The organism is Thermacetogenium phaeum DSM 12270, from assembly GCF_000305935.1.
GTDB classification, from domain to species: Bacteria; Bacillota; DSM-12270; order Thermacetogeniales; family Thermacetogeniaceae; genus Thermacetogenium; species Thermacetogenium phaeum.
Genome location: NC_018870.1, coordinates 1,890,936 through 1,904,003, shown reverse-complemented (window position 1 = coordinate 1,904,003; position 13,068 = coordinate 1,890,936). Strand labels below are relative to the sequence as shown.

General features: G+C 53.7%; 9 protein-coding genes. 8 read left to right on the top strand and 1 reads right to left on the bottom strand.

All coding sequences use genetic code 11. From position 1 onward, the window contains the following. Positions 1–320: 320 nt before the first annotated feature. From TPH_RS09350 to TPH_RS09315, 8 genes are all read left to right on the top strand, one after another. Positions 321–944, top strand: coding sequence for a TetR/AcrR family transcriptional regulator (locus TPH_RS09350; RefSeq protein WP_015050955.1), 624 nt, complete (start codon positions 321–323; stop codon positions 942–944). A gap of 16 nt (positions 945–960) precedes the next feature. Beyond that, complete coding sequence (locus TPH_RS09345) at positions 961–1,959, top strand: acyl-CoA dehydratase activase-related protein (RefSeq protein ID WP_015050954.1); 999 nt, start codon at positions 961–963, stop codon at positions 1,957–1,959. Next, positions 1,956–3,089, top strand: coding sequence for an acyl-CoA dehydratase activase-related protein (locus TPH_RS09340; protein WP_015050953.1), 1,134 nt, complete (start codon positions 1,956–1,958; stop codon positions 3,087–3,089). Before TPH_RS09345 ends, TPH_RS09340 begins: the two co-directional genes overlap by 4 nt. Then, entirely contained in the window at positions 3,086–4,051 is a 966-nt protein-coding gene (locus TPH_RS09335; RefSeq protein ID WP_015050952.1) for an acyl-CoA dehydratase activase, read from the top strand. Before TPH_RS09340 ends, TPH_RS09335 begins: the two co-directional genes overlap by 4 nt. A 299-nt stretch (positions 4,052–4,350) precedes the next feature. Continuing rightward, complete coding sequence (locus tag TPH_RS09330; protein WP_015050951.1) at positions 4,351–8,925, top strand: SdrD B-like domain-containing protein; 4,575 nt, start codon at positions 4,351–4,353, stop codon at positions 8,923–8,925. A 21-nt stretch (positions 8,926–8,946) separates the two neighbouring features. Continuing rightward, positions 8,947–9,945 carry a multicopper oxidase domain-containing protein gene (locus tag TPH_RS09325; RefSeq protein ID WP_015050950.1) on the top strand — a complete coding sequence of 333 codons (999 nt, stop codon included), beginning with the start codon at positions 8,947–8,949 and terminating at the stop codon, positions 9,943–9,945. A gap of 59 nt (positions 9,946–10,004) precedes the next feature. Further along, a complete protein-coding gene (locus tag TPH_RS09320; protein ID WP_015050949.1) occupies positions 10,005–11,159 on the top strand; it encodes a multicopper oxidase domain-containing protein in 1,155 nt (384 codons plus the stop codon). Between the two features lie 23 nt (positions 11,160–11,182). Further along, positions 11,183–12,190 (top strand): cupredoxin domain-containing protein, encoded by a 1,008-nt coding sequence (locus tag TPH_RS09315; protein ID WP_015050948.1) that lies wholly within the window; start codon positions 11,183–11,185, stop codon positions 12,188–12,190. 216 nt (positions 12,191–12,406) lie between these two features. On the opposite strand, the gene nth is transcribed toward TPH_RS09315, so the two are convergent. Next, complete coding sequence (nth, locus tag TPH_RS09310) at positions 12,407–13,066, bottom strand: endonuclease III (protein ID WP_015050947.1); 660 nt, start codon at positions 13,064–13,066, stop codon at positions 12,407–12,409. Positions 13,067–13,068: the final 2 nt, after the last annotated feature.

Genomic DNA, 13,068 nt, shown 5'->3' with positions numbered 1-13,068 from the left:
CTTACCAATCCACATCCGGGAGCCTCAGGTAATCCTGAGATGCCTCTTCCGTGGCCTCTTTATTCTTGGTATCAAATTCATCAGAGAAGAAATTTGCGCTTGACGGCTTTGGCCTCACCCCTCTCACCTCCTTGACTTAGTATTGAGTGTTCTCTCAACAATTAATCTGGAAGATGGTGTGCCTTGTGTTTCCCCCTGGCATACCTGGTACAAAGCTGGCCGTAATGCCATTAATTGTTGACAAGAACTGCGATCTTACCTATAATCTGAGAGTGAGTAATCACTCTCATAAAAGAGTTCCCTGGAGGCATCGTCCGGAAATGAGTTCCGGTTTAAACTGTACCCAAAAAAAGATCATTGAAGCTGCTATTAAGGTCTTTTCAGAGAAGGGCTTTGAAGGGGCGACTACCAGCGAGATCGCCCAAAAGGCAGGCGTAGCCGAGGGAACAGTCTTCCGTCATTTCGGCACCAAGAAGGGGATCCTTCAAGGTATTCTCTTGCAGGCGGTCAACAATTTCCAAAAGCCGGAAATTGCGCTTTCCCTGGCCGGAATAATTGAGAGGAAGGGCTGCGAGAGCGATCCTCAGCTGTTAATCCGCCTCATCAAGGATCAGTTAAGCTCAATTCAACAATACCTTCCAATGTTGAAGCTGCTTTTTTACGAAGCCCAGTTCCACTCCGAAGTCAGAGAAGCGATGTATCAGAAGATTGCCAGGCCGGTTATCGACCTGCTCAGAGAACCGATCAAGCAAAAGCAGGTGGCCGGCGATTTTCGCCGCCTCGATGCCGATCTGATGGCCCTTTCGCTGCTGGCCGCTCTCTGGGGCTACCTTGTCTGGAAGGAGATGGCGGAGGACCGGGAGAATGCAGATGGAGAAAGAGAGCTGGCACAATTTCTGGATATCTGGCTGAAAGGTGTCGAAGCAAATTCCTGCAGGTGCTGAGGAGGTTGGAGCCGCCATGCCGGTCCGGGTTGGTATTCCACGGTATCTGGCTTATTTTTCGTATTATCCTTTATGGAAAACCTTTTTCGAGGAGCTGGGGCTTCAGGTGGTGGTCTCCTCTCCTACCACCCAAAAGACTCTTGATGATGGAGTCGCGGAGGCGGTTAATGATGCCTGCATCCCCATCAAGCTGTATCACGGGCACGTCATGGAGATCAAGGATAAGGTCGATCTTCTTTTTGTGCCTCGCCTCCTCAGCGTCCGCAGGTTCGGGACCGAAACCTTCTGCCCGAAATTCCGGGGGCTTCCCGACCTCCTCAGAGCCTCCATCAGCGGCCTGCCGGAGGTGCTGGAAACCCGGGTTGATCTGGCTCGGGGAAGATTCGAGCTTTTTCGCATCTGCAGGGAGCTCGGAGAGAGGTTTAGAGCCGATTTCTCCACCGTCGTTCGGGCCTACTGGCGTGCCAGGGGTGTTTTCCGGCGCTATCAGCAGCTGCTCTTACAGGGGAATATGCCGGAGAAGGCCATGGAGTACCTAGAGAAGGGGTTAAAGAAACGTCCAACTGTTGCCGCGAAGAGGGGCCGGTCGGGCATTTCTTTGGCCGTCCTGGGTTATCCCTACACCGTCTATGATCGCTTCACCAACCTTGACCTGATTAAACGCCTGGAAAGCCTCGGGGTGTCTGTGCTCACTGCCGAAATGGTACCGCCCCGTTCGCTGCTGAGGGAAGCAGGGGTAATGCCGAAGCATATGTTCTGGCACTATTCCAACCGCGCCCTGCATGCCGCCTTTTATTATCTGAACAGAGGTCTGGTCGACGGAATAGTGCACGTTACGGCATTTGCATGCGGCCCTGATGCCATGCTGGATAGGCTGCTCGAGTATGCAGCCCGGGAGCGGGGGCGGGTGCCTTTTCTTGCCGTTTCCATCGATGAGGAAACTGGGGCCGGGGGCATCCAGACCCGTCTGGAGGCTTTTGTAGATATGTTGAAAAGGAGAAGAGGGCTGGAGTGAAAATTACCTTTCCGCACATGGGCTACTCTTATATTGCTTTTAAAATGTTAATCAGCGACCTGGGTTATGAGCCGGTGATCCCGCCGGAACCCAGCAAGAGGACCTTCGACCTGGGTGTCCGGTATGCGCCGGAGTTTGCCTGCATCCCCTTCAAGGTATTGCTGGGCACCTATTTGGAAACCATTGAGATGGGGGCGGAGATGGCGATATCCTCAGGTGGCGTTGGCCCCTGCAGGGCGGGGTACTACGGCGTCATGCACCAGAAGATCCTCGATGAACTCGGGTGCAACTTCACGGTGCTGATCTTCGACCCGCCACGTTCCAATATCCTGGACTTTATCAAGAAGCTGAGGATGGTCAAGCCCCGGCGCATGTCCTGGCGCCGCTTCTGGCAGCTGATCAAAAAGGGGTATACCAAGCTTGAAGCCATTGATGAAATAGAATATCTGATGTATGAGGTCATGCCCTATGAGACCGTCAAGGGGGAGGCGGAAAAGGCCTTTAAGAAGGGGCTCTCCATGCTCGACCAGGCCTATACTCTGGAGGAGATTGAGGAGGCGCGCCACGAGGCCAGGAAGCTTATCTCCAGGGTGCCCCAGGACAGGAGCCGCGATCCCTTAAGGGTCGGGATTGTGGGGGAGATTTACGTCGTTCTGGAGCCTGCGGTGAATTTTTACATTCAGAAGCTGCTGGGTGAGAGAGGGGTTTATAGCAACCGCTCCATCTGGCTGACTTCTTACACTCAGAAGAATGTCGTCAAGGAGGGGAATGTCGGGGAACGGGATATCCATAAAGTTGCCCATCCCTATCTAGGGGTAATGATCGGCGGCCACGGCATCAACAGCATCGGGGAGACGGTGCTTTATGCCAGGGACGGCTATGACGGCGTCATTCAGCTGGCGCCCTTTTCCTGCATCCCCGAGATCGTGGCCAAAGGTATTCTCCCCCGTGTCAGCAGAGAACTGGGGATCCCCGTCATGACCATTTTTATCGATGAGCAGACGGCGGTAACCGGTGTCTTAACGAGGCTGGAGGCCTTTTTGGATTTGCTTCAGAGGAAGCGAGAGCAGAAAAAAGCTAGGGAAAAGCGACTTGCAGTAAGTTCGCCTGCTGGGAGGAATAGCTGGTGAGAGACGGATTTTTGGGGCTCGATGTGGGTTCGGTGAGCACCAACTTAGTTGTTATCGATGAACAAGATGAAGTGCTGGCCTCCCTGTATATCAGGACCAAAGGACAGCCGATCAGGGTTATCCAGGAGGGCATGGAACAGCTTAAAGACCAGGTTCCCGGTGATGTGGTGATCCGGGCTGCGGGTACGACGGGAAGCGCCAGGCATCTGGCAGGCGTTATGATCGGAGCCGATGTTATCAAAAACGAAATCACCGCCCATGCGGTGGCCACCTCCCGGTTTGTCCCCGGTGTGCAGACCATTTTGGAGATCGGAGGGCAGGACTCCAAGATTATCATTCTGCGGGACGGGATCGTCACCGACTTCGCCATGAATACGGTTTGTGCCGCCGGAACCGGCTCCTTTCTGGACCAGCAGGCGGCCCGTCTGAACATTGCCATTGAGCAGTTCGGGGAACTGGCGCTGAAATCGGAGAACCCGGTGCGGATCGCCGGGAGGTGCGCCGTTTTTGCCGAGTCCGACATGATCCACAAGCAGCAGCTCGGCCACAGCGTGGAGGATATTATTGCCGGCCTCTGCGAGGCGCTGGTGCGCAACTACCTGAACAATGTCGGCAAGGGTAAGGAAATCCTCCCTCCTATCGCCTTCCAGGGGGGTGTCGCCGCTAACGCCGGGATGAAGCGAGCGTTTGAGAAGGCCCTCCAGCAGGAGGTGATCGTTCCCAAGTATTTTTCCGTGATGGGCGCCCTGGGGGCGGCAATCCTGGCCCGGGAGGCGGTGCAGCGCACGGGCGGCGCTACGAAGTTCAAGGGGTTCGAGGTGACCGATTTCAAATTCCAGGCGCGCAGCTTTATCTGCAAGGGCTGCCCCAACATGTGCGAAGTGGTGCAGTTCTATCAGAACGGCGAAGTGATCGCCCGATGGGGCGGTCGGTGTGGGAAGTGGGAGGCCAAAGTGGGCTGAGGAGCCAGGCGCTCTATCTGCGATGCAGAAGAAATCAATTTTGACGCTGAAAACCGACCTTCAAAGGCGGGGTCCCTCAATCCCCGCCTGTTTGATTTATTTTACCATCCTCTAATGGGTTCTTCTAAGACCATCTTCCAGCTACTCGAATTACCTCGGCGTATTTCCTGATAAGTATTTCGGCTGGTACCGTTTAACGCTTTGATTCATATATTATAGAAAATTTTTTTCTTTGGTCCAGGACAGTTTAGGCAAAGAGAATCGTTAATTAATAAACAGTTGAGGAGGCTGTTATTAAGGTGAACGGTCCTCATGACGGAAATGTGGATAACGGCAAACTTACTGTTATAGCCAGAGATGTTATCACCGGTGTCCCCGTTTTAACATTCAAATACATTGTCAACGAAAACAACGTCGGCGATCCCCAGGTCGAACTTCCTGAAGAAGAACGTGATCCGAGTTTGTTTCCTTCATTAAGACCGGGGGCCAGTCACAGTCCGGTGGTTGCTGTGGGAGAAGCTTCGGATACCTCACAACCGGTGGTGTCACTCCCCAACGGCCGATACCTGGTTTCTGTATTGGCTCCAGGTTACAAGTTGGGCGGTAATTGGGTGACAACGACCGGTACCGACAAAACTGTGGAAATTAAATTGCATCCCAATCCTTTACCCCTTTCCAGAATAAGGGTGCATGTCTTTCACGACAACAGGCCGGTTAACGGAGAGGACGACGTGCCGCTGGAAAGTGGGTTGGAAGGGTTCAGAGTAATAATTACAGATGCAGTCGGTGAGGTGACTGTAGACTATTTCGGTAACCCGCTTGGTACGGAGTATGAACGGGATGCCTCGGGCAACTTGATTCTTGACCCCGGTACAGGTAAACCCGTTCCTGTTCCGGGTACAGGGGGAAAAATCCTTACTGATAGTAACGGGGACGCTCTGATCGACAACCTTCCTCCCGGAAAATACGGGGTGCAGGCCATTCCGCCGGACGGCACGGATTGGATCCAAACGACTACCATTGAAGGGACTCATACAATAGATGTCTGGATAGAGGAAGGTAATGACGGTTACAGCCCCAGGGAGGGTTTCCGGATGCCCTTGGTATGGATAGGGTTTGTCAGGCCGATGGAATTCGGCCCGCCACGCCCCTGGGAGACAGGGAGAATTACCGGCAGGGTGCGCACCATCATTGAATTCATCCCTCCTTTCAGACCGCTGACTCTGGGGGATCCCGTGGACCGCCCCTGGATAGCGCTCAGCGACATCGGAGCGAACGACCAGCAGGTTTATACCGGGCGCGGGGACGGCAACGGCAACTTTACCATCGAGAACGTTCCACCGGGGCTTTATCAAATGGCTATCTGGGATGAACCTCTGGATCATATTATCTCTTTTCGCACTGTTCAGGTGGGCCGCGGTGAAACGGTCGCTATGGGTGATATCGGTATACCCAGATGGTTCGGGTATATCAAGGGCACCGTATTTAACGACAGCAACGGGAACGGAGTCCGTGACCCCGGGGAAAGTGGTGTCCCTAGTGTTGAGGTTGGCACCCGTTTTAAAGACGGCAGTATTCAGTACCGGACGATAACGGATATGCACGGGGATTATAGCTTAGATGAGGTTTTTGAATTGGAACGATTTGCTGTGGCAGAGGTGGGTTTTACCCGTCTGGGATATACCGGGGCAACAGCTACGCCCGATTACGGCATCCCGGTGCCTGATCCTGTGAACCCCGCCGTTTTGTGCCGTGATGCACGCGGTAATTACGTCAGGTGTTCTCAGACCTACACAGATGTTTTAACCCTGGCCGAGCTGACATGGGCGGCCAAAACCAACCGTATTGACTGGGGCAAACGGGTTTACAAAAAGGGAGAGAACGGGGGTATTTCCGGCATGGTTTATTATGCCACCATGCGCAACGAGACCGACCCCAGGTATGCAATCGCCGAAGATTACGAACCCGGGATTCCGAACGTAACCCTTAACCTTTACGCAGCAATTACGGATTCGGACGGCAAAGTGGTTCAGGGAAACCTTATCAACACCGTTACTACAGAGGCCTGGGAACACCCCACCGGGTGCATGGATCCCGACGGCAACGTTGACCAGAACTGTACCGAGGTTCCCAACATCTCCAACCAGATCAGACCCGGGGGGTTTGACGGCGGTTACGCCTTTGAGACCTGCTGGGATCCTTATTACAGCCACCCCGATGCGGTAGAAATACCGCTTCCTTCCGGCACTTATATCGTGGAGGTGGTACCACCCACCGGATATAAGGCGATTGATAGGGATGGCTCCGTCAATACCGATCAGGGGGATGAATTCGCAGGAAGTGCCCAAACTTTTCTCATGCGCATGGCGCCCCCGCCTTACTACCCGGCACCTCCCGGCATTGATACCACCAAGAAGATCGTAAGGGTTTCCGAAGGGCTTAACGCCACAGCCGACTTCTTCCTGTATACCGATGTTCCCATTCCCGGCCGCATTGTTGGCTTCCTGCTGGATGATGTCAACCTCGAGACCAATCCTGGTTTCATATACTACGGTGAAAAAAGAGGTATCCCCAACACCCCCGTGGGCATCAGGGATTTTGCCGGCAGGTTGATAACCACGGTTCATTCCGATGTCAACGGCATCTTCGAGGTGCTGTTACCGTCCACCTACACCCGTAATGTACCTACCCCCTCCGGAGTGGCCCCGGGGATGTACCAGGTCATCGGGAACGATCCTGGGGATCCGGACAATCCCAATGAGCACTACAACCCTAATTACCAGACCCTGAAGATGGTTTTTGATGTCTGGCCCGGGAAAACAACTTATGCCGATGTGGCCTTATTCCCGATCACGGCTTTTGTCGGAACGCCCGGAGCACAATTCTCGCAGCCCCCGCAATGTGCTGTTCCGGCAGATACACCTCAAATATTCCGGGTCAGCCGTATCCAGGCAAACGTGATGCACCAGAATGATGATAACCGGACTGTTACCATACTGGGCACGGGTTTCGGGGATTCTCCCGGTAAGGTAACCTTGAACGGGAAGGAAATCGACATCCTGGAGTGGACCGACCGGCTCATTCGTGTCCTTGTTCCCCGGGGATTCAATGCCGTACCCCCGGGCCCTACGCAACTGCTGGTAACCAACGCCGCCGGAAAAACCAGCCCGACAGGCATCACCTTTCACCTGCGCCGGCAGGGGGTATACTGGCCGCCCGTCATTACGGTGAAAAAGGATGGCACACAGGATTTTACCACTATTCAGGATGCTATAGACAGTGCGCCTGACGGGGCAATTATTGTCGTATCAGCAGAAACTTATTACGAAAACCCGATCCTGTACAAGAACGTCAAGCTCCAGGGTCGGGGACCCGGAGGCATCAGGCCGGACGGATCCGCAGTTGCGGGAACCGTCATCGATGGCCGCTTCTTTCTAACTTATCGCGACAGGTGGCTTGACAAACTGTCCGGTATTGAATTTGACGGGCCGGAACTGGTGCCACCAGACCGGGTAAAAGAGATAAGCAGGGGCCAGGTATTAACTGTGGTTGCCAGAGCAGGGGCGTTCAGCGGTGCCTTTAGACCCCAGGTGGACGGTTTCAGGATCACCGGGGCAAGGGGTGAAGAGGGCGGCGGAATATATGTTAATGCACATTGCAGTTATCTGGTTATCAGCAATAACATTATCCAGAGCAACGGTGGTGGTTTCGGCGGGGCTATTACCATCGGAACGGCCTATGTCGGAGACAATTACAATGATAACATTTACATCCACCACAACCGCATCCTGAACAACGGCGGCATCAGCCTGGCCGGTGGTATCGGTATCTTCAACGGTGCCGACAACTACGAAATCGCTTATAACGATATCTGCGGCAATTACTCCGCTGAATACGGTGGAGGCATATCCCACTACGGTTACAGCCCCGGTGGTAAGATCCACCATAATCGTGTGCTGTTTAACGCCTCCTTTGACGAGGGTGCAGGTGTGTTTGTGGGCGGGGAACAGCCCGTCCCCCCGGAAACACTGACTGCCGGCTCGGGGGAGGTCGATATCTATAATAATCTCATCCAGGGCAACCTTGCCAACGATGACGGCGGGGGGATCCGGTTGCTGCAGCCCCTGGATTACCGGATCAACATTTACAACAACGTTGTTGTCAACAATGTTTCCACCGACCTGGGGGGTGGCGTAGCTCTTGATGATGCCTCCAACGTCGTAATTGTGAACAACACCATTGCCAAGAACATCACTACTGCCACGGCGGAGGACAGCGACGGCAGGCCTCACGGCGCCGGGCTTGTAAGTGAACCTCACAGTGCTGCTTTCCGGGCTTACCTCGATGTAGTGCACCCCGGCTCTCCCGGTTACAGCGATCCGGTCCTGTTTAATAATATTTTCTGGGATAACAGAGCCGGTACTTTTAATCAGGATCTGAACAACGGCAGGGGGGGCATCGGCGGCATAGGGGCCGCCGGGGACCCGCAACCTGTTAACATTATGGATTTAGAGGTTTTTGGGGGCCCTGCTCTGTTTAATCCTCAATACTGCAGCTTGTCACGATCGTATGACGGAGGCAGCAACAATATCTACGTGGATCCGGAATTTGTGAGTGAGTACGATACTGAGGTAACGGCTGTAGCATTCAATATGGAACCGGACTTCAAGTCGGTCAGGATAGTGACCGTTGATCCCGAACTAACCGGTGATTACCATCTTACCGGGGGTTCCCCGGTGATCGACCGGGGTATCGACAGGGTCGCCGGAGAGACTGAAACCTTTAATGCCCCGGAAAAAGATTTCGATGGCAATACCAGGCCCCAGGGAACGGGCTACGATATCGGGGCCTATGAGCACATGCTCGTTCCTTAGCCCTGGAAAGGAGCGTCGGAGATGGCTACAGTAAGAAAGCGTTTTGGTGCAACAGACGGGTGGGTTGTTATGCCCGACAGTACCAGGCACTACATATTTGGTTTTGTGGATATTACCGGTGTTCCTGAAGACCGGATTTTTGAATACCGCGGCAGGGCTACCCTGCTTGCCCCGTTGCTGCAAGTCTACGAGGGTGATGAGGTTTATTTAACCCTGACTAACCTGGGTTTTCCGAACCGGCCGGATTTGGATGACACCCATACCATACATTGGCATGGTTTTCCCAATCAAATTCCTATATGGGATGGAGTTCCCGAGGCGTCGATCTCCGTTCCGGTAGGCCGGGATTTCACCTATTATTATCGGCCGCTGGACCCCGGTACCTACATCTATCACTGCCATTTTGAACCTGTAGAGCATATCCAGATGGGGATGGTAGGTCCCCTGACGGTACGTCCCCGGCTGGAAATAGATCTGGGAGGGAAGTTCGCCTACAATGACGAAAGCACCGCCTTTGACAGGGAAGCTCTAGTTTTTCTGACCGAACTGGATGCCGAACCCCATTACCTGCTGGAAAATGTCCAGGAGTTCGATTGGACGGAATACAGCCCGGAATACTGGTTAATCAACGGGCGGAGCTATCCGGACACGGTCAGACCCGCCGCTGACCCGTCTTTGCCTATGCAACCTTATTCATCCCTCATTGAGGCTTACGAGGGGGAGAAGGTGTTGCTGCGTTTTGTAAACCTTGGATATCAGCAGCACAGCATCCAGGTGCTGGGGATATCTTTGAAGGTCGTGGGGCTTGATGCCCGGCAGCTGCGGGGATATAACGGTGAAGACCTCAGCCGCTGGAGGAATGCAATCTTTATTGCTGCGGGGCAAACTGTTGATGCGATCTTTACTGCTCCGTCTGCCGGAATCTATCCCCTTTATAACCGCAACTGGCACAAGAATACCAATGCGGGGAAATCGTTTGGCGGGATGATCACGGAAATCAGGGTATTGCCGGCGCCTTAGACGTGGAACGGGTGCCGGCATAACCAGTAACACCTATGAGAATAAAAGGAGAGAGCAAGATGCCTGTAATAAACCTTTGGGCCAAGGAAGGCTATTTGAGCACCCCAGACGGCAACAGCATCTATTTTTGGGGTTTTGCAAAAGAGGAAACCGGTCCTGCGCTGCTGCCGGGCCCTCATATTATTGCTAAGCAGGGGGAAACGGTGACCGTTAACCTGTTCAATACTCTGTCCGAACCTGTTTCCGTTTTCTTTCCGGGCCAAACGGCAGTCATGGTGGAGGAACGACCGGTTCAGCCTCAATATATCAACGGCCGGTTGAAGTCCTTTGTCAATCATGCCGAACCGGGAGGAACGGTTTCATATACGTTTACACCTACACATCCCGGAACATTCGTATACGAGAGTGGCTCCAGCCCCCACAAACAGGTTCCTATGGGGTTGTATGGAGCCCTGGTGGTGCGGCCTGCCGATTACAATCCGGATGTCAGGGAATACAGGACGGCATACGGCGCCGGGACGGATACGGAATTTGAGCGGGAATACCTGTTGATAACAGGGGAAATTGACCCCCAACTGCACCAGGCCGTGGAAGAGGGCAGGCCGTATCTTGTTAATAGATATCTACCCCGCTACTGGACTTTGAATGGACGTTGTGCCGTTGACACAATGATGATGGACGACGTGGATTACCTTCCTCACCAGCCGTATGGTTCCATGGTCATGGGGCAGCCTGGTGAAAAGATACTGATGCGGTATATCGGTGCCGGCGTTGATAACCACCCCCTTCACCCTCATGGCGCACATACCAGGGTAATCGGAAAGGATGGGAGGCTGCTGAGGAATGGCGGTACGGATCTCTCTTATCAACGCTTCACCGTCCTGGTCGGTGCGGGTCAGACCTACGATCTGATTTATCGCTGGGAAGGCTTGGGATTCACCCCTGATAACCCCATCCCTACAACCCTACCCAACTTGAGGAATATGGGTATCGGCGATGCCGGATGGACGATGTGGAGCGGCAGTCCTTACTTCGGGGTAAAAGGTGATATCCCGGTAGGGGTTATTTCGTACAATGAGTTCGGTGAGTATTACTTTATGCTGCATTCCCATGAAGAGCTGCAGATAACCAACTGGGGTGAATTTCCCGGCGGGATGATGACCTGGATTGCCATTTATCCTTCGCTTTCCCCTGATATCGGGGTGCTGAAGTAATCTGCGGAAAGGAGCGTCTATGCATGGCGATTGTTATCAAGAATTTTCAGGTTGCCGCCGGGTTGCTGTCCTTACCTGGCAAAAGCATCCCCTTTTGGGGTTTAACCGGTGAATTGTTCGGCTTTCCCCAAACTCCGGGTCCCTTCATAGAGGCTGTGGCCGGCGACCGAGTGGTTGTAAACTTAGTTGCTAATTTCATGAAGCCTTTAGGGGAACCGCTGTCCCTGATTTTTCCCGGGCAGGAAAATGTGATGGTAACCAAATTTCCGGGCGGCCCTTTTATCCCTCAGCCCGTCCAGCCCCAATATTCAGGAAGGATCATGATCTCATTGGCCGATTATCTGGACGAATCCTCCGATCTGTTCATAGTCTATCAGTTTAAAGCTGTAAAACCCGGCATCTATCTGTATGAAAGCGGATTCAACTCCGAAAAACAGGTGCAAATGGGTATTTACGGCGTTATTGTGGTGAGGCCACCCGGCTATAATACGCCGGGTCATCCCAACTATAAGACGGCATATGGTTCCGGGACGGGTTCTTTTTATGACGTTGAAAAGGTACTGGTCCTGGCCGAAATCGATAGCACAATGCACAATAGCGTTGTCCCCGGAGCCTACTACAATATGTTGAGGTTCAAACCTGACTACTGGGTGATTAACGGACGCTGTTTTCCCGATACCCTTAACGGCAACAATAACTCCGGCCAGCCGTATGGGTCCGGCGTAAGCTGCCGGGTTGGGCAACGGGTGCTGTTAAGGGTTATCAATGCCGGTTTTCAGAACCACACTTTTTATCTGGGCGGTCTTGTGGGCAGGGTGATTGCCGAGGATGGCTTCCCCCTGGCAAGCCCGTCGTTGGATGCCACCTATGAAATAACGGGCATTACCCTGGGTTCAGGGCAAAGTGCCGATATCGTCATTGCTCCGACCACTCCCGGGCAATACTACCTGTACGATAGAGAATACCATCACCTGGTGAACAATGACCAGTTTCCGGGAGGGATGATGACCAGAATTGATGTCAGCGATTAGAAAACGAGCGAATTAACAAAATCACCGGATGACCCTATGTGCAGTCACGAGCTTTTTGGCTCTTCGAGATACCGATAAATATTCTCCCGGTGGATGCATTCCGTTTAACTAACTATCCCCGTTCCTTGGAAATGGTCGTGGCCCGGAGCCGGTCCTGGTTAAAGCCACGTAACAATCCGATCTGGGGTTCTCAGGGTCAACCGTGTTTCGGAGTTTTCACTTAAGTGAAGCTGAAGGGGAGCTTCTGCAGATGTCCCGTAAAACGCAGGAGGGGCATTCCGGTTTCCTCGCCCGGCAGAACCGCCGTCCGTGAAAGATCAGGAGGTGGTGGGCTCTTCCCCAATCCCTTTCCGGAAGCAACTCCTTGAGCCTCTTCTCCGTTCCCTCGGGGTGCTTCTCCGAGCATAGGCCGATCCTGTTGGCAACCCTGTGGACGTGGGTGTCCACTCCGAGCCCCGGTTTGCCGAAGGCGTTGGCGAGGACGACGTTGGCGGTTTTTCTCCCCACCCCCGGAAGCTCCAGAAGGGGGTGGAGGTCGCTTGGCACCTCTCCGCCGTGTTCGGCAGCTATCTTTTTGGCTGCGGCCACGAGATGGGCGGCCTTCGACCTGTACAGCCCTGTTGACTTGATGACGTCTGCCACCTCATCTACACTGGCGCGGGCCAGCGCCGTTACATCCGGATACCTTTTGAAGAAGATGGGTGTTACCCTGTTTACCTGTTCATCGGTGGTCTGGGCGGAAAGGATGGTGGCCACCAGCGCCTGATAGGGGTTGGAGAAGTGAAGGCGCGGTCCGGCGTCCGGATGTTCTCTGCTCAGGCGTTTCAGCACTTCTGCGGCCAGCCTTTTTTCCCGTTTTTCCTCATCAGAAGCCATAT

Coding starts and splice junctions, on each gene's coding strand:
- TPH_RS09345 (WP_015050954.1), top strand. CDS start 961: ATGCCGGTCCGGGTTGGTATTCCACGGTATCTGGCTTATTTTTCGTAT.
- nth (WP_015050947.1), bottom strand. CDS start 13,066: ATGGCTTCTGATGAGGAAAAACGGGAAAAAAGGCTGGCCGCAGAAGTG.
- TPH_RS09320 (WP_015050949.1), top strand. CDS start 10,005: ATGCCTGTAATAAACCTTTGGGCCAAGGAAGGCTATTTGAGCACCCCA.
- TPH_RS09350 (WP_015050955.1), top strand. CDS start 321: ATGAGTTCCGGTTTAAACTGTACCCAAAAAAAGATCATTGAAGCTGCT.
- TPH_RS09325 (WP_015050950.1), top strand. CDS start 8,947: ATGGCTACAGTAAGAAAGCGTTTTGGTGCAACAGACGGGTGGGTTGTT.
- TPH_RS09315 (WP_015050948.1), top strand. CDS start 11,183: ATGGCGATTGTTATCAAGAATTTTCAGGTTGCCGCCGGGTTGCTGTCC.